Origin of the sequence: Prolixibacter sp. NT017 (assembly GCF_009617875.1) — a bacterium.
Lineage (GTDB): Bacteria > Bacteroidota > Bacteroidia > Bacteroidales > Prolixibacteraceae > Prolixibacter.
The window spans coordinates 4166542-4192497 of sequence record NZ_BLAV01000001.1 but is presented as its reverse complement, the minus strand read 5'-3'; the positions used below and the strand labels follow the sequence as shown (position 1 = coordinate 4192497).

Here is a 25956-nt window from a genome sequence, read left to right as displayed (position 1 = left end):
TACAGTGTGTTCCGAAGATAAAAATTTCCTGATAAGAATCGGTTTCTCAGCCGAAAAGAATATCCGGAGCTTTTGTAAAAGCTGTTATCCTTTCATCATGTTGCGGACTTCGCGGCAAATTCCGTCACTGTCGAACCCACATTCCCGGTAAAGCTCTTCCGGCGATCCCTGGTCGATAAACCGGTCGGGAATTCCCAAACGTTTTATCCGGCCCTGATATCCGTTCTCAAAGAGGTACTCCATCACCGCACCGCCGAATCCGCCGTTAATCACACCGTCTTCAACTGTGATGATTTTGTCAAACTGCTTCATGACCGAATCCAGAATTTCGGTATCGAGCGGTTTCACAAAACGCATGTCGTAATGCTGTACCGAAATACCTTCTTTTCTGAGTTCCTCCGTCGCTTCTTGCGCAAAATTCCCGGGATGCCCGATACTTAGCACGGCGATATCCGTTCCATTGGCAATCTCTCTGCCTTTTCCTACCGGGATTTCGCTGAGCGGAAGCTCCCATTCCAGGTGAACTCCTTTTCCCCGTGGGAAACGTATAGAGAACGGTCCCTTATCGGGAAGTTGAGCGGTGTACATCAGGTTCCGCATTTCAATTTCGTCCATCGGTGCCGAAACCGTCATGTTCGGGATATTTCTGAGATAAGCCAGATCGAATACGCCGTGATGAGTGGCACCGTCAGCGCCAACCAAGCCGGCCCGGTCGAGGCATAAAACTACGTTCAGGTTTTGCAGCGCCACATCATGAATAATCTGATCGTACGAACGCTGCATGAACGAAGAATAGATATTACAGAACGGAACCAGGTTGTTGGCTGCCAGTCCGGCTGCAAAAGTTACGGCATGCTGTTCCGCAATTCCTACGTCGAAAGTCCGTTCGGGAAATTTTTCCATCATCCAGTTCAATGACGAACCGGTCGGCATCGCCGGTGTGATGGCGGTAATTTTTTCATTCTTCCCGGCCAGTTCCACAATGGTCTTTCCAAAGACATCCTGGTATTTGGGAGGAGATGGTTTTAATGGTAAATCAACAAACACTTCGCCTGTACGAATATCGAACTTTCCGGGAGCAGCGTGCCATTTGGTGGCATTCTGTTCGGCCGGAGCAAACCCTTTGCCTTTTTTGGTGATAACATGCAGAAGTTTCGGGCCTTCGATGTTGCGCAAATCGGCCAGGATTTTCACCATGGCATTCACATCGTGCCCGTCAACTGGTCCGAAGTATCGGAATCCGAACGATTCGAACAGGTTACTGTTGCGCAACAAAACCGACTTCAGCGCATGCTGATGTTGCTGCAACACCTGGCGGGCTTTGGGACCTACTTTGTTCAGTTTTCCCAGAATTTTCCAAACGTCACTCTTCAGCCGGTTATAGGCCGGCGAAGTTTGCATCTGGACCAGGTAGTTATTCAGACCTCCTACAGCCGGATCGATGGCCATGTTGTTATCGTTCAGAATAACCAAAATATCAGAGTTGCTGGTAGCGGCGTTGTTCAAGCCTTCGAAAGCCATTCCACCGGTCATGGCGCCATCACCGATAACGGCCACTACTTTGCGGTCGGCTTCGCCTTTGATTTTGGCGGCCAACATCAAACCAAGTGCTGCCGAAATGGAGGTAGACGAGTGTCCGACCCCAAAAGCATCGAATTCACTTTCAGCAATTTTCGGGAAACCACTGATGCCACCCATTCGCCGGTTGGTATGGAATTTTTTCCTTCTTCCTGTTAAGATTTTATGGCCGTAAGCCTGATGCCCTACGTCCCAAACCAGTTGGTCGTAAGGTGTTTGGTATACGTAATGAAGAGCGACTGTCAATTCAATCACTCCCAGACTGGCTCCAAAGTGTCCGGGATTGGATGAGACCTCCCGGATAATATAATTGCGCAGTTCCGTGCAAAGATCGGGAAGTTCCTTCTCGCTTAATTTGCGCAGGTCTGCCGGATATTCAATTTTCTCCAGAAGCTGAGTTTGCGCTTCTGCCATGAACTGAGACACTATCGTTATATGATTTTCCAACGGAACAAAGTTATAAATTAATCCCTATTGGGGATATACGAAGCAGATGCACTACTTGTTTGTTAAGTGCATGGTCTTTCATTATTTTTACTTCGACGATTTGATATTACAAATATATGACAAGGATAGATATGAGAAACTTTCGTGTTATGCTGCTGGGCACATTATTAACGATTTTCGTGTTGCCTTCGTGTGTCTCAACCAGCGAGTTTAACCGGGTCAAAGGTAAACTGGATGAGTGCGAGGACAGTCAGTTGCTGTTAAAGCAGAAGCTTCAGGATATGGAGGCCAAGGCGAACGAAGCCGGTTCGAAGGCTGATCAGCTGGAGGCTGAAATGAAAAAGATGAAAGCCGAACAAAGTTCACTGAAAGATGAGCGGGATAACCTGGCTCGCGAAGTGAAGCGGTTACAGGCTACCAACGCTGATTTAGAGAAGCAGATTTCTGCCGTAAAATCAGGGAGCAGTGATGAGATTTCACGGTTGCTTACCAATCTGGAATCGGCAAGAGCTGATCTGGACGCAAGGGAAAAGAAACTGGCGGAAAAGAATCAGCGATTGCAACACCTGGAAGACCTTCTGGCAAGAAAAGACAGAGCGGTAAAAGACTTGAAGCAGAAAATGCTGAATGCGTTAACCGGCTACAAGAAACTGGGAATAAACGTTACCGAAAAAAATGGTCAGGTTTATGTTTCGATGGCGGAGAAGTTGTTGTTTCAGTCGGGGAAATATGCCGTTGGTCAGCAGGGGCGACAGGCGTTGAAGAAAATTGCCCAGGTATTGGCGGCTAATCCGGATATCAATGTATTGGTGGAAGGACATACAGACGATGTTCCGTTGCGGGGAACCGGAGCGATTAAGGACAACTGGGATTTGAGCGTGATGCGGGCAACAGCCGTCACCAAGATATTGCTGCAGGATGCCAACATCAATCCGAAACGAATTACGGCCGCCGGACGAAGCAAATATGTGCCTGTCGATCCGAGAAATACGCCCGAAGCCCGTCAGAAGAACCGGCGTACAGAAATTATTTTGACGCCCGATTTGACCGAATTGTATAAGCTCCTATCGAATTAATGATAGACATAAAAAAGTCCCGGTTGTTGCCGGGACTTTTTGTTTATAGTGGTTCTTCAATTTTTTGTCGTTTTTGATAGCATATTAAATTTCGGTATCCCAATTCTTTTAACATGATTCGGGCATCATCAAAATAGCGTCCGATTTGCTCTGCCTTGTGGGAATCGGAACCCAGCGTGACCGGGACTTTCGCTTTGTATAACTCATTAAGAAATTCCTTTCCGGGAAAGAATTCGCCACAAGGACGATCAATACCACTCGTATTCACTTCAAATGAAACTCCCGATTGGGCAAAGACTTTTGCCGTTTCCCTAAAAAGTCCATTTTGTGCGCTCTCGGGCCAAACCCTGAATTTCTTAATCAAATCGGGATGGGCCATGGTGTCAAAAAGACCTGACGAAGCTGCTTTTTGCAGTTCGGCAAAATACCAGCGATAGAGGTAGTCGTTGCTGAACTCCCCGTACCGGCTGCGGTCGGAATCGTAATTCCAGTTGTCGAGGAAATGAACAGAACCAAGTACGTAATCAAACGAATATCGCTCGAGTTCTTTCCCAATTTCTTCTTCCTTGTCAGGGAAATAATCCACCTCTACGCCCCAAAGAATCTGAATCTGGTCCTGATATTTCTTCCGTAAAGCATCCAGTTTCTTCAGCATTGGCTCCAGGCCATCTGCTCCCATGGCCCACGAACAAGGTTGTTTGATACAGAAATGATCCGTGAATCCAATCTCCGAAAAACCTTTTTCAATCGCCGCTTTCACCATGTCCTCGTGACTGTTTTTGCCATCGGACAGGAGAGTGTGCATATGGTAATCGAAGCGGATCGACATCATGTTAAGATTGAGTTATTCTTTCCAAATGGATTTAATTTCATGTACCTCCAGTGAATCAACCATGAGTTCACCACCGCGCGTCCATAGTTCCATGTCATCCGCTTTTTCGGCAGGAGTGAAATTGTCGGTGATGACTTTTTCGCCATTGTTGGCAAAGATCTCAATCGATGCCCGATCGACCAGGATATCCAGTTTGATTTTGTTGTCAACCGGAGCCAATGGGATTTTCGAACCTAAACAAGTCAGTACTTGGTTGCTTACATCGTAAGCAATCTGCGTTCCCGGTTCTTTCCTCGATTTTCTGACGGTAATCCCGAACGCATTGGATGTTTTGACATCGAACACACCCGTGATGCGGAAGCAATCGCTATGTATTCCACTAAGCAGGTTGTTGTTCTTCAAGCCAGGGATAATATTCTTGTCGGTCTTATCCATCTTCTTCCCGTAAAGGGAGGAAATTTCTTTAACCGGAGTTCTGACAATGCGCGGTCCCTCGGTTGTCGATTTCAGCGAAAGCACCGTGGGGAATGACATTTGTCCGGTGAATGGCATGCCCGGATATTTGCTCTCCCTCATCCAGGCAATCTGAATTCTTTTGCCGTCGGGAGTATTGGACCAGGTTTGTGTGGCATAGAAATTTTTCCCGTAGTCAAGTATCTTTTTCCCTGACTGGGGAGTGAAGTGTTTTCCGTCGAAATCGCCCAACATGTATGAGCCATCGCCGCCCAGAAGCGCCCATTTCATCTTGGTGCTGTCGCCATCCAAAGGCAGGGCGAAAAGGTCGGGACATTCGTAGTACCCGGTTACGTGGCTTTCAAAAGTCCAATGCACCAGGTCGGTGGAGTTGTAAATGGAAATTCCCTCTTTCTTTTTATCGCCGTCTGGCATACGGTAGAGAACCATCACAAAGGTTTTGCCCGGCTCGTACCAAAAGACTTTCGGATCGCGGGTTTCTTCGCCAGGGGTTTCCGGAATAATCGGATTACCGGCATATTTTTTCCAGGTACGTCCTTTGTCGTTGCTGTAAGCCAAACGTTGGCCGCAACCACGGCTGGTGTAAAAGGCCAGTAAGGTTTTGTAGTTGCCTTCCTGTAGGCGGGTTACATTATTGTTGTCGACAATTGCCGAGCCGGACCATGCGGTGCATTTTACTTTATCCTTCGAATCATTGTCGGGGTAAATCGCAATGGGAAGATTTTTCCAGTGAACCAAATCGGTGCTTACTGCATGTCCCCAATGCATGTAGCCCCATTCGTTCCCGTTAGGATTGTACTGGTAAAACAAGTGATATTCACCATCGTAGTAAACTAATCCATCTGGATCGTTCATCCAGTTTTTCTCAGGAGAGAAATGAAACTGAGGTCGGTACAATTCATCATATGTCTTAACCGGTCTTCCGGAAGTCAACAATAAGATACCGGTAACTAATGCGCACATGCTAAGGAACTTTGTCATTTTTATCAAATTAGGAGTGGTAACGCTTCCGGAAAATTTCCGGTTTAGACAAATATACACGTTCCGGCATTTTCCTGAATAAAAAAGCGGGAGTAAATATTTTTCAGATATTTCAGGAAAGGCAATTGGCTTTTGTTGACAATTTTAGGGCGGCAAATACGTTTTTATTTACAACGCAGAAGAAGTTGTGAGTTCGCTGAAATTGAATTTGTCCCTTCGGATTTGCGTTGAACACTTGTGCTGAATGCTACAGGAAGAAGTTGGAATTCAACCTTTGCAGTGTCATTTTGTTTATAAAAATGAAGAACCGCATTTGACATGAACGATATTCAGACATATCCCATATTTCCGTTGAGTGTATTTGCATTCCCGGGAGAGGAGTTTGAGCTTCATATTTTTGAGGAGCGCTACAAGCACTTGGTGAATGACGTCATGGAGTCACATCAAATGTTTGGAATCCCTTATGTGTTAAATGGTGAAACACAGGATCGCGGCTGTCTGGTTCGGATTGAGACGGTGAAGAACCAAACAGACAACGGTGAGATGGATATTGTGGTAAAAGTAGTGGAGTTAGTCAATTTTCTGACCCGAAGCAGTTCTCCATCGAAATTGTACATGGAAGGAAATGTGGAGTTGCTCCATTTTGAAGATACAAAGCCTGGTCCCCGGTTGTTATTGCTGTATCATCGGTTTATGCTGATGCGTGACGAAGGAAAGGAACCAGAGCCTTTGGTCAGCAATAATATTTTCGAATTGGCCGCCCGGTTGAAGATACCGTCCAATCAGAAATTCAGTTTTATCGACGACCAGCTGCCCGAATATTTTGAACGCAACCTGACCAACTTTTTAACATTACAAATTCAAATAGAGTCCATGACGCAGGAAATGGGATCTAGATTTGTATTAAATTAGTAGCCTGATTTAAATTAATTAACCTAAAACCCGGGCTAATGCCAAGACGCCTTACTTTACTGATCGTACTGGCCTTTTTTTTGATATTGGGAAATCAGGCCTATTCCAAGAATTATAACCGAAGCCTTCCCGGAAGGTATGCTTTATGTTATAAAAGCGATTCTGTTCGCAAAAGTTTTGTCCCACCACCCAATGCTTTCCTGAAATCTGCGACAGCAAATTCAAACTTTAGTCTGGAGTTGATAGGGTTCAGTCAGGAAGCAGCAGATGCATTTCGATATGCAGTGAGTGTCTGGGAATCCGTTTTAGACAGTCCTGTCCCGATTCGACTAAAAGCAACCTGGACGTCACTTGATAAAGGAGTTCTCGGTTCATGTGGGCCAGCTTCCTATTACCGGGATTTCAACGGGGCACTTCGTGAAAACACCTATTATCCAGTAGCCTTAGCAGATAAGATGTCGAATCAGGATATTTTAGGAAGCACCTCTCCTGATATGGTCGCCCGTTTTAACTCTGACAACACCGACTGGTATTTTGGAACCGATGGAAATACGCCGGTCGATAAATATGATTTTGTGTCTGTCGTTATTCACGAAATTGGTCACGGATTGGGAATTATTGGATTTGCCTCGGTAACCGGTTTGGAAGGGAAAATTGGGGATGACACAAATCTTTTCCCGGGCATTTACGATGTGTATGTGCAGAATCTTCAGGGAGAACAGTTGGTCGACACCAATTATTTCGCTAATCCCTCGGCCGACTTATATAGTCAATTTACCGGAAATGCGCTTCAGTTCGACAGCCGGTTGGCCCGCGAAGATTACAACGGAACCAATCCCCGGTTGTATGCCCCTTCGACCTGGAATGATGGTTCCAGTTTTTATCATCTGGATGATGCCACTTATCCGGCCGGAAGTGCCAATGCATTAATGACGCATGCGCTGGCCTACGGAGAAGCAAACCACGACCCGGGACCGTTGTTGGAAGGAATGCTGGCGGAAATGGGATGGAAATACACGTACATTGTCCATACGCCCGTATCGGATTACGATCAACTCCCATCGGAGGTGCCGGTAACTGCAAAAGTTTACGGTGATTATGGTATTGATACATCTTCAGTTGTGTTGCACTATTCGTTCGATAACTGGCAAACTGAAGCTGTGGATACAATGCTCAGCACAGGAAATCCTGATGAGTACTCTGCCAGTATTACCGTTCCGGCAATGGGTACCACTACCGATTACTATATTTCGGTGACAGATTTGAGACAACGAAACTTTACTAAACCGGAACATGCTCCATCTAACTATTATTCGTTTTATGTAGGTCCAGATGTGACACCACCTTCGCTTTCGCACGTGCCGGTAAAAATGGTCTTTTCATCTGCGGACTCCGTTTATATCGAGGCTACAGCAACGGACAATATTGGAGTGGCTTCTGTTAAGGTAGAACTGATGTTGAATAGCTCAAATGCGGGAACGTTCGATCTTTCTTTGGTTGCTGACTCGACCTACGCTGCGAATGTGCCACTGCCCTCCGGTTTGACATCCAATGATGTACTGGAATACCGGATTGTGGCTACCGACAGTTCACCCAACAGTAATCAATCAACCTTGCCGGCAAAGAATTACTACATAGTATCGATTGTGTCGGTTTTGCCTGCTGTTACCTATTACGAAAATGATTTCAATACAGCAACAGATGATTTCTCGGGTACAGATTTTACGGTGTCCAAAACTTCACTTTTCGATAACGATGCGCTCAATTCTCCCCATCCTTATGAAGGTTCGGGAGATAAAGCTCCATATATAAATTATATTACGGTGTTACGCTCACCGGTCGTTCTGAATGCAAATACGGAAATGGCTTTTGATGAGGTTGTGCTGGTTGAACCAGGTGCTGATAACGCAACTTTTGGAAGCGCTGATTTTTACGATTATGTAGTTGTTGAAGGTTCCAAGGATGATGGACATACCTGGAAAGCCATTGCTCCCGGATGGGATTCATCCTCCAGTGGTACCTGGCTCACTGCCTATAATCAAGATATACAAAACGGAAACTCGTTGACAGAAGGAAGCAAGGATATGTTCAAACGGAGAGTCCTTGATATGACTTCATCTTCTGATTTCTCTCCCGGTGATACGATTCTCGTTCGCTTCCGGCTTTATTCCGATCCTTATGCATGGGCCTGGGGATGGTGCATCGATAACTTGCTGATTGGCGATAATGTAGATGTAGCAACTATTCCTCTCTCTCCTGGTGATTTGAGGTTGTATCCAAATCCGGTTCACGATCAGATGCAGCTGGAACTGGATTTGGAAAAGCCGGCTGATTCGGGAAATATTGTTGTATACAATTATCTTGGTCAAAGGATGTACAACCGACAGGTGTATCCGGTCGATGGCAGGCTGACCGAACAGCTTGACTTTTCCGCATATCCTCCGGGAATGTATTTGGTCAACATCGAAGTGGGTGGCCAACAGATTTCCCGAAAGGTAATTAAGCGATAGCCGTATGCAAAACATCTTGCTGATCAGGGTGGGAATTGTACCTTTGCATCAGTTTCTTAAAACGGTTATGGAGAGAAAAGATGTGGAAATTATGGCCCCGGTCGGGTCATACGAATCGTTAATGGCAGCTATCCAGGCTGGTGCCGGATCGGTTTATTTCGGTGTTGAAAAACTGAATATGCGGGCCCGCTCGTCGCACAACTTCACTATCGACGATTTGAAAGAGATTGTTTCGCGTGCCGAAAAAGCTGGTGTTAATACTTACTTGACGGTTAACACCGGTATTTTCGATGATGAGTTGGATAAGATTAGTGAGATTATAGCGGCAGCTAAAGCAAACGGAGTTTCAGCTGTAATTGCTTCCGACATGGGCGTGATACAGATGTGTCGCGAGCAGGGCGTAGAGGTACACATGTCAACGCAGGTGAACATCACCAATTATGCCGAAGTAAAGTTCTACTCGCAGTTTGCAGATGTAATGGTGCTGGCCCGCGAAATGACCTTGGACCGTGTTGCAGAGATTTCGAAACAGATAGAACGGGACGATTTAAGAGGTCCTTCCGGAAAACGGATCCGCTTGGAAATGTTTGTTCACGGCGCGTTATGCATGGCTATCTCGGGAAAGTGTTATCTTTCATTACACGAAACGAGTTCCTCGGCCAATCGGGGAGCTTGTATGCAAACCTGCCGTCGGGCGTACATTGTTACTGATAAGGAAACCGGACAGGAGCTGGAGATTGACAATGAGTACATCATGTCACCCAAGGATTTGAAGACCATTCATTTCCTGAATAAGATATTGGATTCCGGTGTTTCCGTACTAAAAATCGAAGGCCGGGCCCGAAGTGCTGAATATGTGAAAACGGTAGCCGAATGTTATCGCGAAGCAGTTGAAGCATATTGCGACGGAACATTTGGACAGGAAAAGATTGACAACTGGGATAGCCGCTTAAGTACTGTCTTCAACCGAGGATTCTGGGACGGTTATTACCTCGGTCAGCGTTTGGGCGAATGGAGTCATAACTACGGTTCACGGGCGACTAAAAAAAGGATGTACATCGGTAAAGGAACCAACTATTTCAGCAAACTGAAAGTGGCGGAGTTCAAAATGGAAACTCAAAACCTGAAAGTTGGCGACGAAATTCTCATTACCGGCCCAACAACCGGTGTCGTACAAATGGTTGTTCCGGAAATCAGGGTGGATGAAAAGGCGGTGGAAGAGACCCGGAAAGGCGAGTATTTCTCGATGCCGATGGAAGTAAAAATCAGACGATCTGACAAACTGTATAAAATTGTGGATGCTTCGGAAGTCAAATCGGGGCGACCGAAATAATGAGTTATGCATAACCTGAAAAAACTAAACCTTCTTTTTTTCCTGTTCGTTGCCTTCTTTGGTCAGCTAAAGGCGCAGGATACCCTTCGTGTCATTCAATACAATCTGCTGAATTATGGTAAAGATGTTTATTCATGCGACCAGCAAACGAACAATCGCGATGATAAAAATGGCTATCTGAGAACATTGTTCAGCTATTATCTGCCGGATATTTTCACGGTAAACGAGATGGATGGTGATGAAGCAGATGTCAAATATTTACTGGATAGTGCATTGAATGTCAATGGTCGCACACAATATGCCCAGGCTGTTTTTTCGGGTGATTATTTGGTCAATATGCTGTACTACAACACCAATAAGTTGGCACTGAAATGGCAGGATAACTTGTTTTTAGGTAATACTGAGCGAGACGCCAATTTCTACCGGCTATATTACAAGTCACCGGATTTGGCCGACGGTGCCGATACTGTTTTCATCAACTATGTGGTGGTGCACCTGAAGGCCGGCAGTGAAGCTTCTGATATCAGTACGCGTGCAGCCGAAACGCAGGATATCATGGCTGAGTTGGAGCGGATGGGTTGGAATGGCAATGTCATCTTCTCGGGAGACTGCAACCTGTATAACAGCGACGAGCAGGCATTTCAGAACTTAGTCGCTCCGTCCGATATTTCATACAGTTTTTATGACCCTATTGGACAGGAAGGAAACTGGCACAGCAACTCAGATTTTGCTCTTTATCACACACAGTCTACACATTCTGTTAGTGGTTGTGCTTCGGGCGGCGGTATGGACGATCGATTCGATTTTATTCTCGTTCAGGAAGATTTGCTGAACAATACCAACAACCTTTCATACAAAGAGGGAAGCTACGAAGCAATAGGACAGGACGGGCAGCATTTCAATCAATCACTGCTTGACGGCTCCAATGCAGATTATCCGGCAGACTTGGTTACTGCTCTCTATAATAATTCCGACCATCTTCCGGTGACAATGCAATTGGTCGTAGACCAAACCGCGACTGGAATCAACGATATTGCCGATATAGGTGTTAGATTATTGGGTAATCCGGTTTCCGGTGTTATTAAGATGGAAGTTCAGGCACAGTTGCCACAGTTCAGTTACCATTTATTCTCCATCTCGGGCAATGCCGTGAAAAGCGGCGTGGTCTATCCTTCGAGAGGCACCACAGTGAGTATTCCTACCGGGAAATTGGCGGCGGGTATTTATCTCCTGAAGCTGAAGATTGCGAACAGAGCACCGGTTACTTTCAAAGTTATTTTACAGTAACCTTCTTCGGATCGTTCCCTGAATTGTTGACGTTGTAGGTTATTGTATTTATTTTTACATAACATTTTCTTGCGAAAGAATCAGATAACGTTCAATTTATGGGTAAAAAAGGTCTGGGAATCGTTACGGGATTAATCATTGTAGGAATATTTATCGGTTGGTACTATTTCAGCCGCGAGTCGCGCTATATAGGTACTTCAGCACTACGAGCTGTTCCGGTAAACTCTCCGTTGATTATTGAAGCCCGCAATATTTTCGCCTTTACGGGAGATATTCAGGAAAACCCGATGTGGCAGGATCTTTCGGAATTACCCGGATTTTCAGATATTCAAAGCGAGATAACCTACGTCGATTCGCTGTTCACGGCCAATCGCGAAGCCAGGGAATTGTTCCGGAATAAACCACTGGTAATGGCGCTCGGCTTCGAAGGAAAGGATAGCTTTAATCAACTCTATTTAGTTGAACTGGATGATATCTCGGAAAAGAATATCATTAACCAGTTTATCCGAAAAGTATTAGCTCCCGATAATGCTCAGGTTACCCATCGAAAGTATGATCATGTTCAGGTGAACAAGTACGTTTGGAACCAGAAGGGTAAGCAGCATAAACTGGTGTATGCCTTCCATAAAGGAATTTTCATTGCCGGAGAGAATCCGGTGAAAGTGGAGGAAGCTATTCGGCAGCTCAATACGTCATCGTTGCTTGATAAGCCCCATTTCCAGAAGGTGTATAAAACAGCTGGTGCGAATGTCGACATGAATTTCTATATCAACTACCAGACATTTCCGCGCTTGTTATCGCTTTGTACCAGCGAACCGGTGGCCCATGCGCTGCGCGGTTTTAACAACTTTGCTACCTGGTCGGAGATTGATATGGAGATGAAGCAGGACGAACTTATGCTCAATGGGTTTACCTATACTGATGACTCTGTCAATAATTACCTGAACATATTTTTACATCAGCAGCCACAGCGATTCCGCATGGAAGAGGTGCTTCCGGCAGAAACCAGTTTCATCCTGAGCTTTAACCTGAGCAATCCGAATGTCTTCTTTAAGGATTATGAGAAATACCTCGATCGGGCCGGCAACTACTATGCTTACGAAAATAAGTTGGGTGCTGTTAAAAAATCTACCGGGCAAAATCCGCAGGAGGTGGTCAAAAAGCTGATGGATAAGGAAGTTGCAATGGTTTATACCCGTGGCAATCCGTCGCAACCAGACGAAAATCGGTTCCTGGTGATGCGAGTACATAGCAGGAACCAGGCGGAGAAGGCCATCCGGGAAATGATTGGACATTGGGCCCGAATTAACGGTAAATCGCTAAACGATTATGTTCGAACATACCATGTCGACAAGCAAACAGCTTACCCGATTTACAACATGCCTGTTGATAATTTTGGCGAGCGGGTTTTCGGTCCGATTTTCAGACCGGTTCCCACGCGGTATGTTTCCTTCGTTGGTAATTACATGGTGATGGGGGATTCCTATCGTTCGATTTCTGGGTTCATTAAAGATTATGTGCTTCAGGAAGTATTGAAAAATAACATCCGTTACCAGGAATTCAGCGATCGGTTATCGCAGCGTTGCAATTTCTATATGTGGTTTTCTCCCGGAAGGGCATTACCATTTTTTAAAGATATTATTCATCAGGAAATTAGTCAGAAACTGGAACCGAAACTGGAGCATTTGTTGAGGCTCGAAGCCTTTGGCTGGGAGTTTGGTCCCGAAAACGGGATGATATACAATAGCGCTCTGCTGCGGTACAATCCTAATCTGCGCGAACGGCCGCAAACGGTTTGGTCGAGTCACCTGGAAACGGATATTCAGTTTAAACCGCAGTTTGTCATCAACCATTATGACCGGGCCAACCGGGAAGTGGTTGTTCAGGATACTGACAATAATTTCTATCTGATTAATAAAGAAGGACGGGTTCTTTGGAAAATCAAGCTGCCGGGGCCAATCATGGGAGACGTGTACCAGATCGACTATTACAAAAACGGAAAGTTGCAGTACCTGTTTAACACGGCCGGTGAGTTACATTTGATCGATCGGAATGGCAATTATGTGGCAAACTACCCGATAAAACTTCGCGCGAAAGCGACCAATGGCGTGGCAGTATTCGATTACGATCACAACAAGAATTACCGCTTCTTCATTGCGTGCGCCGATCACCACGTTTATTTGTACGATAAACGGGGCAAGCTAATTCCGGGCTGGACATTTGGTAAAACCGAGCACGAAGTGACGCAACCGGTGCAGCATTTCAGGGTGGGCACCCGCGACTACATTGTTTTCTTCGATAAAAACAGAACCTATATCGAAGACCGGAAAGGAAACACCCGTGTGCAAAGCAAAGCGCAATATGCACATTCAATGAACAACAATTTTGTGTTGGAGCCGGGAAATGGTAGCCATGCGGCACGGCTGGTTGGAACTGACGAACACGGCAAGGTCTACTTCCTCTATTTTAATGGTGATTACCAAACAAAAGAGATCGAGAATTTCAGCCCCTCGCATTATTTCATGTACGATGATATGAATGCCGACGGGAAAAATGACTTCGTTTACCTCGACGGGAACGATTTGACAGTATACGATTCGGACGGTCAGAAGATGTTTAATCATCACTTTAAAGAAGCACCTGACAGGGCCCCACAGATTTATGCTTTTTCGGCTAACAACAAGAAGATTGGAGTTGTCAACCCGAAGGAGAATCTGATTTATCTTTTTAACAAAGATGGAAGTTTGTACAACGGTTTTCCGATGGCCGGTAATTCCCGGTTTAGTATTGGATTTTTTACTTCCGGAAGTCAGCATTTTAATTTGGTGGTAGGTTCAGCAGACGGATTTTTGTACAACTATTACGTCCAATAGTCTTTAAGGAAATTTTAAGAGAATTTTTTTCGAGTTTCTTCGTTATAAAAATGGCGAGTGTCTTTTTATGCGCATATCTGCAGATGTACACTTTTTAGACAGCAAAGACAAAACAAGTAAAATAGTAGCAAAAAACTCTTAAGGGAAAATTTAATACATGAAGCATATGTTTGGGAAAAAGAAATTGTGGTTCCTCGTTGTACTGTTGGGAATCGCGCTGTTGAATTCGTGTAGTACCGGCGAATTCAATTTCGACAAGATGGCCGGTCCGGTCAACTGGAAACCTTCACTTTATCTTCCGTTGGCACACGGTAATTATACTGTTCAGGATTTTGTGGATAAAATTGACGATCCGGACTCTTTATTACAGAGTGATTCAAACAACCTTCTGCACATTATCTACACTGAGGATTCGATTTACCAGTTCGATGCGGCCAGTATGGTAAATTTTCCGGCCAATCAAACAATTCAGTCCGATGCTGTAACGGTTGACTCTGTCCAGTTGGCGGATGCCAGTTTTACCAGTGCTGTAACGTTGGATGCTTTAACATTAGCCGTTCCGTCTCTTACTCCATTGAGAGCTTACGATGGTCAAAGTACACAGTTTCCGGCGGCCAGTACGAACAACGCGGGAAGTTATTACCCGACCAGCCTGAATAGTTTCCAACAGGTTACTTTCCAAAACGGCACACTTTCGTTAACCATGGTCAACAACTATCCGGTCGAGGTCTCAGCAACCTTTACCCTGGTTGACCCGAATAATCTGAGCACTTCACTGCAATTTGTGTTTAGCAATGTGGCTTCAGGTGGAACGCAGACCCAGACTGTTTCGCTGGCCAATGTAAGTTTGTCGGATCAACTTCATTTCAATTTGACAAGCTTCTCTACCCCGGGCTCGACAACGGCAGTTCCTATCCGGTTAGCCGATGAACTGCAGTTGAATTTCCAGATTACCAATGCCGTCCTTTCTCAAGGCTCGGTTATGATTCCTGATCAGGACGTAAGCAGTACTTCAGGTGAGTACACGTTTAGCATTAATGGACTGAACAATCAGCCGGTGAAGGTTTTCAAAACGGAAGTAAAATCAGGTGTGTTGGCGGTTGACGTTAACAGTACTGTTGCAGCGGCAGGCAGAGTACGAATTGAGTTACCGACCGCCATGAAAAATGGTCAGCCGGCAGTCTTCGATATACTGACCGACGGAACACAAGCCTCCTATCATCAGGAGTTTGATCTTTCGGGTTATACCATCGACCTGACGCAGGGAGCCAATCAGAATTACAATGTATTGCCCTATACCAGCTCGGTTCATTTATTTAAATCGCCCAGCTACGTAAATATTAATCCGACTGATCAGGTTTCTTTTTCTGCTGATATGAATAATATCCAGGTAGGATACATTGAAGGTGATCTGGGACAGGAATCAATTACTATTGATCCGGGATCTTTTCAGTTCAATATTGGAGGACTTAGTAACCTAAACGGGAATGTGCAGTTACCCAATCCGAAATTGAGTTTAAAAGTAACAAGTTCAGTTGGGGTGCCTGCTACATTGAATGCTAATTTCAAAGGTTACAATACCGATGGTCAGACAGCTGATTTGAATCCTTCGCCGATGGCAGTTCCCTATCCAACCTCGCGTGCGCAAGGAACGATTAACGATACAATTACCTATGACAATGGTAACTCTGATATTGTGAATTTTATTTCACTTCCACCGGATGATAAAATCGAATATTCAGGTACTGTGTCGTTCAATCCGAATGGAGCAGCTGACCCGGCTACGCCAAATTTCATCACAGATCAATCGAAACTGATGGTCGGATTGATGGCCGATTTACCGCTGGAAATCCAGTCGCAGGGATTTGACATTCATGACACGCTGGATGTGAACATGGACAATGTCGATCAGGTTGACAGTGTTACTTTGGTGATGAACATTACCAATGGTATTCCGCTCGATTTCCAGTTCGAGATGGCATTTATCGATACCCTTTCGGGAACGCAATATGGAAACCCAATCAGCTCGGAAACAATTTCAGCTGCCCAAACCGACGAGCAAGGTAATTACCAGCAGCCGACTATCACACAAACGGAAATTGTGTTGTCTCCTGATCAGATCAACGACCTGAATCAGTCAAATGGAATTGCGCTGAGGGTTCATTTGGCGAGTCCGAACCAGGGATTGACGCCGGCGCGAATTTATTCCGATTCGCCGTTAAATGTGAGTTTGGGAGTAAAAGTCAGAGCGAACCTGAATAAGTAGGTTGGCTGCGTTTAACTTCCTGAAGAAAGATAGAGTAATGTCATTCGATTCTGTAAGTAACAACTGAGAACAAAATGAAGTATCTGAAAAACAATATAAGATTCCTGGTACTGCTGTCTGTTTTAGGGCTGGTGGCAGGAAACGCCCATGCTCAGCCGAATACCATGTACCACATGAAAAATATTTCGCAGACATGGGAAATGAACCCGGCGAATACCGGAATTGAGAGTGGCTGGCATTTTAGTATGCCAGGTTTCTCGAGTGTTGATCTGAACATGAACACCAACGGATGGAGATATTCTGATTTGATTCATCAGGGAACCGGGCAGTACGCCGACTCACTGATTGTCGATCTGGACAAGTTCTACAACAAGCTGGATGACTCCAATTTCATGTTCGAGAAGACCAATTATTCTTTTTTCACGCTTGGTTTCCGAACAGGAAAGCATGTTTTTAATCTGGCTGTTACCGAGAAGGAATTTGCCAACGCATTCTTTGGCAACAACCTGGTGGCTTTGGTGAAAAACGGAAATGCTCCTTACCTTGGGTCGTCTTTCAATACAGGCTCCTTCGGGCTGAATGGTATTCACTATCGTGAACTGGCGCTTGGTTATGCCTACGATTTGAATAAGAAAGTGACGCTCGGTATGACCGCCAAAATTTTATTTGGTATGGGAGCTGCGCAAAGCAAAGATATCAGCATGTCGGTACAGGCACCGGGCGACGCTTCGTATCTGAATGTAGAAGGCACGGGTCAGTTAAATGTTTCCGGACCGTTCACGTTTTATACCAGCCCTGATGGATTGGTCGACTCGGTCGATACTCATTTCGACGGAAGTTATATGACCAACACCGGGAACATGGGATTTGCCGTCGACCTGGGAGCAGTATTCAAGCCAACCGATAAGGTAACACTTTCGGCCAGTATCATCGACCTGGGAAGTATTGGCTGGAAAACCGATGTGACCAATTTGACGCTGAACGGTCAGTTCAACTACGAAGGGGTGAATATTGACAATTCATTGAATAAAAACGATCCCAACTACAAGTCACCGAGTGATGCATTCAGCGATTTGGGCGATTCGATCAAACACGCATTCAGCATCGACAATACCAACAATAGCTTCAGTACGGCTATTCCTGTAAAGGTATACATTGGCGGAAGTTATCGTGTTAATCCGAACATTGAGGTCGGTGGTTTGGCGCGTGCCCGTATTTACAACAGCCAGGCAAGCCTGTCGTTTACCGCTTCCGGAAATGCTTACTGGGGCGACTTCTTCAGTCTTTCGGCCAGTTATTCGGTTATCGAAGGTTCGTACGCAAACCTGGGACTAGGTGTTGGATTGCGTGGTGGACCGGTACAGTTCTACATGGTAACCGACAACGTACTGACGGCTGTGAATCCGGCTGGTGCCTCCAGTTTAAACCTTCGTTTCGGACTCAACTTCTTAATCGGTTACAATAAAGAGAAAAATCGTGGGCCGATTTAACAGAAGCTCCACATAAGTTGATTCTCTCAACGGGTAAAGGTCGAAAATAATTTATATTTTTGACCTTTGCTTTTTAATGAGGGAGTTATATGCAACTATTTGTACTGTTATATTTTGTTGGATTTCTGAAGACACTGTTCATCATCCTGGTCGTTTATTACGGTTTTCGGTTTCTGATGCGATGGCTGGCGCCGAAAGTGGTCGACAAAGCAGCACAAAAGTTGTACGATGATATGAAGAAAAAGTCGGGTCGGCCCGGAAAAGAAGAGAAGAGAGAAGGCGAAGTAACCATTGAACAATCCGAACGGCACGAAAAAAAATACAACCGTTCCGATGGTGAATACATCGACTTCGAAGAGGTTGATTAAGACGATTGATTCTCATCAGAAAAAATTCCCAAAGAACATCAGGAAACGTATACTGAAAATTTAAATCATAATTTATGGCTCAGGAAGATTTGTTTAAGAAGCTAATCGCCCACTGCAAGGAGTACGGGTTTGTATTCCCGTCGAGTGAAATCTACGACGGCCTGGCGGCTGTTTACGATTACGGACAGTATGGTGTTGAATTGAAGAACAACATCAAAAAATACTGGTGGGATTCCATGGTATTACTTCACGAAAACGTGGTGGGACTCGATTCAGCAATCTTTATGCATCCCACAACGTGGAAAGCTTCCGGCCATGTCGATGCCTTCAACGACCCGTTGATTGACAACAAAGACTCGAAGAAACGCTATCGTGCCGATGTGCTGATTGAAGATCAGCTGGCCAAATACGAAGCGAAAATCGATAAAGAGATTGAAAAGGCGAAGAAGAAATTTGGCGACAGTTTCGACGAAGCCAAATTCCGTGAAACCAATCCGCGGGTGCTCGCCAACCTCGAAAAATGGAAGGAACTGCACGAGCGTTTCAGTAAAGCCATGAACGACATGGATTTGGCTGACCTCAAGCAGATCATCATCGATTATAAAATCGTTTGCCCCATTTCGGGAACCGGCAACTGGACCGACGTCCGTCAGTTTAACCTGATGTTTGCTACCGAAATGGGCTCGACTGCTGATGGCGCGTCCAAAATATATCTTCGTCCGGAAACGGCGCAGGGAATTTTTGTGAACTACCTGAATGTACAGAAAACCGGTCGTATGAAAATTCCTTTCGGGATTGCCCAAATCGGTAAAGCATTCCGTAACGAGATTGTTGCCCGTCAGTTCATCTTCCGCATGCGCGAATTCGAGCAGATGGAGATGCAGTATTTTGTGCGCCCCGGTAGCGAAATGGAATGGTTCGAAAAATGGAAGGCTACCCGTATGGCCTGGCACAAAGCCCTCGGTTTCGACGAAAATAGTTATCGTTTTCACGAGCACGAAAAACTGGCCCACTATGCCAACGCGGCAGTGGATGTCGAGTACAAATTCCCGTTCGGTTTCAAAGAAGTGGAAGGGATTCACTCCCGGACCAATTTCGACCTTAGCCAGCACCAGGAGTTTTCCGGTAAGAAGATTCAGTATTTCGATCCGGAAATCAACGAATCGTATGTGCCGTATGTAATCGAAACCTCCATCGGTGTCGACCGCATGTTCCTCCAGGTCGTTTCGGCAGCATATTGCGAAGAAGAAATCGAGGGAGCCAACGGTAAGAAAGATTCCCGCGTGGTGATGAAATTGCCGCCGGCCCTGGCTCCGGTAAAACTCGCGGTAATGCCGCTGGTGAAAAAAGACGGACTGCCGGAAAAAGCCCGCGCCATCATCGACACGCTGAAGTTCGAATTCAACTGCCGGTACGACGAAAAAGATTCCATCGGTAAGCGTTACCGTCGCCAGGATGCGGTAGGAACTCCCTTCTGTATTACGGTCGATCACCAAACGGTTGAGGACGATACGGTCACCATCCGCTACCGCGACACCATGGAGCAGGAGCGCGTATCGATCAACGATTTACGAAACATAATTCACGATCAGGTCAGCTACAAAAACCTTTTCGAGAAAATAGGATAAGCTGTTACCGGCCTTTTTCCCCGACAAAAACAGGTGGCGTGCAATGGTTCGCTATATTTCTGTCGGGCAACAGGGCCGGTTTTTTATTTCTTCCCAACGAAGAAAAACTGAGCGAAAATGTTTGGGCGTTCTTCTGAATAGAATATTGCCGAACAAATGTGTTTTGGCATTATTCTGAATAGAATATTGCTGAGCAAATATGTTTTGGCATTATTCTGAATAGAATATTGCTGAGCAAATGTGTTTTGGCATTCTTCTGAACAGAATATTGCTGAGCAAATGTGTTTTGGCATTATTCTGAATAGAATATTGCTGAGCAAATGTGTTTTGGCATTATTCTGAATAGAATATTGCTGAGCAAATATGTTCTGGCATTATTCTGAACAGAATATTGCTGAGCAAATGTGTTTGGGCGTTTTTTTACACAGTACAGGGTCCGAACAGGCAGGTGATGAAGCTCCGGTTGATAATCCGGATATTCTCCTTCATGATTTAGATTTTAGTGTAAATTTGGAGTGCTTTAACGAACAACCCGGTAAAAACAAGATATGATAGCATCGAAGCTGGAAAAGAAAGAGACATCGCTGGCAGTTGTCGGCCTGGGCTACGTGGGACTGCCGCTGGCTTTGGCTTTCGCCGGAAAAATTAAGGTAATTGGCTTTGATATTGATGAACGCCGCCTGAAACTGCTGAATCAAAATATCGATCCTTCCGGAGAGCTGGAGAGTGACGACTTTGATGGCTGCGATATTCGCTACACCAACAACAAGGCCGAACTGGCCGGTGCTTCGTTTTTCGTGGTAACCGTGCCCACACCGGTCGACGAATATAAAATCCCCGATTTAAGTCCGTTGAAAAACGCTACCGGAACAGTTGCCTCTGCCCTGAAGAAAGGCGATTATGTGGTGTACGAATCGACGGTTTATCCGGGTACCACCGAAGAAGTTTGCCTGCCTATCCTGGAGCAATTGTCAGGCCTGAAAGCGGGTGTCGATTTTTCGTTCGGTTATTCGCCCGAGCGCATCAATCCGGGCGACAAGGTGCACACGGTGGAAGAAACCATCAAGATTGTTTCCGGAAACAACGAACAGGCGCTTGACGAGATCGCCAAAGTTTATGAAATGGTCGTTCGTCCGGGCGTGCACCGGGCGCCGCAGATAAAAGTGGCCGAAGCCGCCAAGGTTTTCGAGAACACCCAGCGCGACATCAACATCGGGTTGGTAAACGAGTTGTCGAAAATCATGGATCTGATGAACGTGAACACCTACGATGTATTGGAAGCAGCCGGAACCAAGTGGAACTTCCTGAAGTTCTATCCGGGGCTGGTTGGCGGACATTGCATTGGCGTCGACCCGTATTATCTCACCCATAAGGCCCGTTCGCTGGGTTTTCATCCCATGATGATGGACAGTGGCCGCATTATTAACGACTCAATGAGTTCGCATGTGGCCATGAACACCGTGAAAATGCTGATTAAAGCAGGCCACGAAGTGCAGGGCGCCCGGGCTTTGGTTTTTGGTATAACCTTTAAAGAAGATGTGAGCGATTTCCGGAACTCCAAAGTTGCCGAAGTGGTGCATCATCTGGAGGATTTTGGTGTGGAAGTAGACGTGATGGACCCGTTGGTCGAACCCGACCGGCTGGAAGAGGAGTGCCACATCCGGTTAACCGAAAAGCCTGAAGGAAAATACCAGGCAATTATTCTGGCGGTTTCGCACCGCGATTATATCGATTTAAGCCAGGAATATTTTGAGTCATTGGCTACTGAACGGCCGGTTTTCATCGACATTCGCGGAATTTATCGTCGGAAGATAACCGGATTTAATTACTGGAGCCTTTAATTTCAGGCTCTTAACGAAATTCTGAAACTGTCCCCTTCGTTTCGGAAGTTGATCAGGAATTTGGAATGAAGAAACGGGTATTAATCATAACCTATTACTGGCCGCCCAGCGGAGGAGCTGGCGTTCAGCGCTGGCTCAAGTTTTCTAAATATCTTCCCGATTTCGATTGGGAGCCGGTGATATTAACGGTTGATCCGGAAAACGCATCCTACGCTCAGTGGGACAAAACCCTTCGGGAAGATATCAGGGATGATTTGAGAGTTTATCATACCTTATCTTTCGAGCCATATTCTATCTACCGGATGCTTTCATCCCGAAAGGAAATACCCTATGGCGGGTTTTCCAATGAAGGGAAACCTTCCCGGTTTCAGAAAATATCGAGATTTATCCGGGGTAATTTTTTCCTGCCCGACCCGCGTCGTGGATGGAATATCTTCGCTGTAAAGGCAGCTAAAAAGATTATTGAAGAGCAGCAGATTGATATAGTTGTAACCACCGGGCCACCGCATTCGACTCATCTCATCGGAAGGAGGCTTAAAAATGATTTGGGCGTACGTTGGTGTGCCGATTTTCGTGATCCCTGGACGGATATCTATTATTACGAAAATCTCTATCATACCAGGTGGGCCAAGTCGCTCGATCGAAGAATGGAACAATCAGTGCTTTCGCGGGCAGATGCAGTTGTTACGGTGAGCCATGATATTCGCGGGCTTCTTCGTTCCAAAGTGGCTAAAGCTGATGCGGATAAGTTTCATGTCATTAGCAATGGTTACGATCATGTCGATTTTGAGGGAGCAGAGAGACAGGAACCCGATCGTTTTACTATTACCTATACGGGAACAGTTGCTCCTATTTACCGGGCTGAGAATTTTGCCAAAGCTGTAGCCCGGTTCAAACAACACGTAAACGAGCCGTTCCGTATTCGGTTTGTAGGTAAAATGGATCAGCATATTTTGTCGGTTTTTCGAGAACAGGGACTGGAAGAGGAGCTTGATTTGATTAGTTACGTCCCGCACGAGGAGTCAATATCTTATATACTCAATGCATCTGTATTGCTGTTACTGATTCCCGATGTGCCCGGCAACAAGGGCATTGTCACAGGAAAGTTCTTCGAGTACCTTGCAGCTGGAAATCCAATGTTGGTTTTGGGACCTGAAGATGGAGAAGTTGCTGAATTATTAAAAGAAACCGGTGCGGGCGAAATTTTTAATCCTGGACGTGTGGAATCCATCGAACAGCAATTGATAACTTATTTTGAGCAATACAAGTCAGGCACGCTTAGGAAAACGAATCCGCCCATTGAATCTTTCTCCCGAAAGGCTCTTAGCGGAAAGTTGTCCGAGGCCCTGAACAGATGCATATAATACCGAAACGATAACCCATGACGGTAAAAAAAATACAAATGGTCGATTTGCACGGGCAATATCTGAAAATGAAGCCCGAAATCGATCAGGCAATACAGGATGTAATCGATTCCTCTGTTTTTATCAATGGACAACCGGTTAAGGAATTTGCCGGCGAATTAGCTGAATACCTGGATAGCAAATTTGTGATTCCCTGTGCCAATGGCACCGAAGCATTGCAAGTGGCTTATATGGCACTCGGGTTGGAGCCGGGCGACGAAGTTATTATGCCGGCGTTCAATTATGTGGCTTCCGCCGAAGCCGCTGCTTTGATGCGGTTGAAGCCGGTTTTCGTTGATGTGCATCCCGCTACGTACAATATTGATGTAAACCAGTTGGAAAAGGTTATCACATCAAAAACCAAAGCAATTGTCGTTGTGCATCTTTTCGGGCAATCGGTTGATATGGAACCTATCCTTTCGCTGGCGCGGAAACATGAGATTAAGGTGATAGAAGACAATGCCCAGGCATTGGGAGCAGTTTACTCGTTTCAAGACGGAGCCCAACACAAAGCCGGCGTTATGGGCGATATTGGGACCACATCATTTTTCCCGACCAAGACATTGGGGTGTTATGGTGATGGGGGCGCTATTTTTACCAATAATGAAGAGCTGGCTTCGGTTTCCCGGATGATAGCAAGCCACGGACAGGCAAAAAAATATACCTTTGAAAGAATCGGGTTGAATTCGCGCCTCGATACCATGCAGGCAGCGATTCTTCGCGTGAAGCTGAAACGACTCGATGAATGGAACCGTGCCCGGCAGAAAGCTGCGGTAATCTATGATGAATTGTTAGGGGATGTGGAAGGAATTGTGACGCCATCGCGAAGTGGATTTTCGACCCACGTTTTTCATCAGTATGTTGTCCGGGTAACCGGAAAGTCAAGAGATAAGGTGAAAGATAGATTGAAGGCAGCCGGCATTCCGTCGATGGTTTATTACCCGTCGCCATTGCATCTGCAAAAGGCGTTTGCGTATTTGGGCTACAACGAAGGAGATTTCCCGGTAGCAGAAAAACTTTGCAATGAGGTGCTGGCACTGCCAATCCATACGGAGTTACAGCGTGAAGAACAAGAACGGATTGTTTCGAAGTTGAAAGAAATTATACAATAAAATGGCCGACTATTTTGCACATTCAACTGCCGTTATCGATGACGATTGCGTCATTGGTGAGGGAACGAAAATCTGGCATTTCAGCCACGTGATGTCGAACTCAAAGCTGGGAGAGAAGTGCAATCTGGGGCAGAATGTGGTCATTTCGCCCAATGTGGTATTGGGTAACAATGTGAAGGTGCAAAACAACGTTTCGGTGTACACCGGTGTCATCTGCGAGGACGATGTTTTTTTGGGACCTTCCATGGTTTTTACCAATGTCATTAATCCGCGCAGTTTCATCAACCGGAAGGACGAATTTCGGCAAACGATTGTGCGGAAAGGTGCTACCATCGGAGCCAATTCGACGATTATTTGTGGCATTGAAATCGGAGAGTTTGCGCTTATCGGAGCCGGTGCTGTGGTGACGAAGGATGTTCCGGCGTATGCGCTAATTGTTGGTAATCCGGGGCGACAGATTGGTTGGGTGAGTGAGTACGGGCATCGCCTGGAATTCTCCGCAACAGGAGAAGCGGTTTGTCCGGAAAGCAATCAAAAATACAGACTGGAAAACAACCAGGTAAAACGAATTTGAAATGAAGAATTTTGCATTGATAGGAGCAGCAGGTTATATCGCTCCGCGACACATGAAAGCTATTAAGGATACCGGTAACCATTTGCTGGCTGCCTACGATCCGTATGATGGTGTGGGAATAATGGACAGTTATTTTCCGTCGGCCCGGTTTTTTGTGGAGTTTGAGCGTTTCGACCGGTATCTGGAAAAGCTGAAATACGAGGAGAAAGTCCCACTCGATTATGTCAGCATTGCTTCTCCAAATTACCTTCATGATGCGCATATTCGTGTCGCTCTGCGCCGTGGCGCAGATGCCATTTGCGAAAAGCCTCTGGTGTTGAATCCCTGGAACATTGATGCGTTGGAGCGTTTGTCGGAAGAAACCGGAAAGAAAATTAACACCATCCTGCAGCTGCGTTTGCACCAGACCATCATCGATTTAAAGAAGCGGGTGGAAGAGGCGCCGAAGGACAAAATATTTGACATCGACCTGACGTACATCACTTCGCGTGGTTACTGGTACTACACTTCCTGGAAAGGAGATGTGACGAAATCGGGCGGCATTGCGACCAACATTGGTGTGCACTTTTTTGACATGCTGGCCTGGATTTTTGGCGATATTCAGCAAAATACGGTTCATATTCATACGCACGACCGCGCAGCCGGATTTTTGCAGCTCGAACGGGCTCGTGTAAGATGGTTCCTCAGCATTAATGAAGAAACATTGCCCGAAGCCATTAAAGCGAAGGGACAACGTACCTACCGTTCTATTACCATAGAAGGCGAGGAGCTGGAATTCAGCGCCGGCTTTACCGATTTGCACACGCGTAGCTACGAGGAAATCCTGAAAGGGAACGGATACACCATCTCAGATGCACGGCGAGCCATCGAAACTGTTCACCAAATCCGTGAACAGCAGCCGGTAGGCCTAAAAGGAGACTACCATCCGTTTGCCACCAAAGAATTGACAAAGCATCCGTTTCATAAATAAA

The 25956-nt window shown here is 45.8% G+C and carries 18 protein-coding genes; 15 read left to right on the top strand and 3 right to left on the bottom strand.

Annotated elements, in window-relative coordinates; genetic code table 11:
- Positions 1 to 84: 84 nt before the first annotated feature.
- Positions 85 to 2025 carry a 1-deoxy-D-xylulose-5-phosphate synthase gene (gene dxs / locus GJU87_RS17450; protein WP_228492036.1) on the bottom strand — a complete coding sequence of 647 codons (1941 nt, stop codon included), beginning with the start codon at positions 2023 to 2025 and terminating at the stop codon, positions 85 to 87.
- A 131-nt stretch (positions 2026 to 2156) separates the two neighbouring features.
- Here dxs and GJU87_RS17445 point away from each other — a divergent pair, with 131 nt between their 5' ends.
- Positions 2157 to 3101 carry an OmpA family protein gene (locus GJU87_RS17445; RefSeq protein WP_194831571.1) on the top strand — a complete coding sequence of 315 codons (945 nt, stop codon included), beginning with the start codon at positions 2157 to 2159 and terminating at the stop codon, positions 3099 to 3101.
- A 43-nt stretch (positions 3102 to 3144) separates the two neighbouring features.
- Here the strand turns inward: GJU87_RS17445 and GJU87_RS17440 are convergent, their stop codons facing one another.
- Together GJU87_RS17440 and GJU87_RS17435 are read right to left on the bottom strand one after the other, a co-directional pair.
- Entirely contained in the window at positions 3145 to 3933 is a 789-nt protein-coding gene (locus GJU87_RS17440; RefSeq protein ID WP_153640655.1) for a histidinol-phosphatase, read from the bottom strand.
- Positions 3934 to 3945: 12 nt separating this feature from the next.
- Positions 3946 to 5388, bottom strand: coding sequence for a glycoside hydrolase family 32 protein (locus tag GJU87_RS17435; RefSeq protein WP_153640654.1), 1443 nt, complete (start codon positions 5386 to 5388; stop codon positions 3946 to 3948).
- A gap of 318 nt (positions 5389 to 5706) precedes the next feature.
- On the opposite strand from GJU87_RS17435, the gene GJU87_RS17430 reads away from it, so the two are divergent.
- The 14 genes from GJU87_RS17430 (at position 5707) to GJU87_RS17365 (ending at position 25955) form a co-directional block, all read left to right on the top strand.
- Entirely contained in the window at positions 5707 to 6300 is a 594-nt protein-coding gene (locus GJU87_RS17430) for an LON peptidase substrate-binding domain-containing protein (protein WP_153640653.1), read from the top strand.
- A 38-nt stretch (positions 6301 to 6338) separates the two neighbouring features.
- A complete protein-coding gene (locus GJU87_RS17425; protein WP_153640652.1) occupies positions 6339 to 8810 on the top strand; it encodes a T9SS type A sorting domain-containing protein in 2472 nt (823 codons plus the stop codon).
- 67 nt (positions 8811 to 8877) lie between these two features.
- Positions 8878 to 10143, top strand: coding sequence for a peptidase U32 family protein (locus GJU87_RS17420; protein WP_153641497.1), 1266 nt, complete (start codon positions 8878 to 8880; stop codon positions 10141 to 10143).
- Positions 10144 to 10149: 6 nt separating this feature from the next.
- Positions 10150 to 11430, top strand: a complete 1281-nt coding sequence (locus GJU87_RS17415; protein WP_153640651.1) for a hypothetical protein — start codon at positions 10150 to 10152, stop codon at positions 11428 to 11430.
- Between the two features lie 98 nt (positions 11431 to 11528).
- Entirely contained in the window at positions 11529 to 14303 is a 2775-nt protein-coding gene (locus tag GJU87_RS17410; RefSeq protein ID WP_153640650.1) for a hypothetical protein, read from the top strand.
- A 157-nt stretch (positions 14304 to 14460) separates the two neighbouring features.
- Positions 14461 to 16569, top strand: coding sequence for a hypothetical protein (locus GJU87_RS17405; protein WP_153640649.1), 2109 nt, complete (start codon positions 14461 to 14463; stop codon positions 16567 to 16569).
- 74 nt (positions 16570 to 16643) lie between these two features.
- Positions 16644 to 18059, top strand: coding sequence for a DUF5723 family protein (locus GJU87_RS17400; RefSeq protein WP_153640648.1), 1416 nt, complete (start codon positions 16644 to 16646; stop codon positions 18057 to 18059).
- 89 nt (positions 18060 to 18148) lie between these two features.
- Positions 18149 to 18427, top strand: a complete 279-nt coding sequence (locus GJU87_RS17395; RefSeq protein ID WP_153640647.1) for a DUF4834 family protein — start codon at positions 18149 to 18151, stop codon at positions 18425 to 18427.
- A gap of 74 nt (positions 18428 to 18501) precedes the next feature.
- On the top strand, positions 18502 to 20055 hold the full coding sequence (locus GJU87_RS17390; protein ID WP_153640646.1) for a glycine--tRNA ligase: 1554 nt from the start codon (positions 18502 to 18504) through the stop codon (positions 20053 to 20055).
- A gap of 548 nt (positions 20056 to 20603) precedes the next feature.
- Positions 20604 to 21896, top strand: coding sequence for a nucleotide sugar dehydrogenase (locus GJU87_RS17385; RefSeq protein WP_228492035.1), 1293 nt, complete (start codon positions 20604 to 20606; stop codon positions 21894 to 21896).
- Positions 21897 to 21961: 65 nt separating this feature from the next.
- Entirely contained in the window at positions 21962 to 23260 is a 1299-nt protein-coding gene (locus tag GJU87_RS17380; RefSeq protein ID WP_153640645.1) for a glycosyltransferase family 4 protein, read from the top strand.
- A gap of 17 nt (positions 23261 to 23277) precedes the next feature.
- Complete coding sequence (locus GJU87_RS17375; RefSeq protein WP_153640644.1) at positions 23278 to 24411, top strand: DegT/DnrJ/EryC1/StrS aminotransferase family protein; 1134 nt, start codon at positions 23278 to 23280, stop codon at positions 24409 to 24411.
- A 1-nt stretch (position 24412) separates the two neighbouring features.
- Entirely contained in the window at positions 24413 to 24985 is a 573-nt protein-coding gene (locus tag GJU87_RS17370) for an acyltransferase (RefSeq protein ID WP_153640643.1), read from the top strand.
- A 1-nt stretch (position 24986) separates the two neighbouring features.
- Positions 24987 to 25955 carry a Gfo/Idh/MocA family protein gene (locus GJU87_RS17365; protein WP_153640642.1) on the top strand — a complete coding sequence of 323 codons (969 nt, stop codon included), beginning with the start codon at positions 24987 to 24989 and terminating at the stop codon, positions 25953 to 25955.
- The last annotated feature ends 1 nt before the right edge of the window (position 25956 follow it).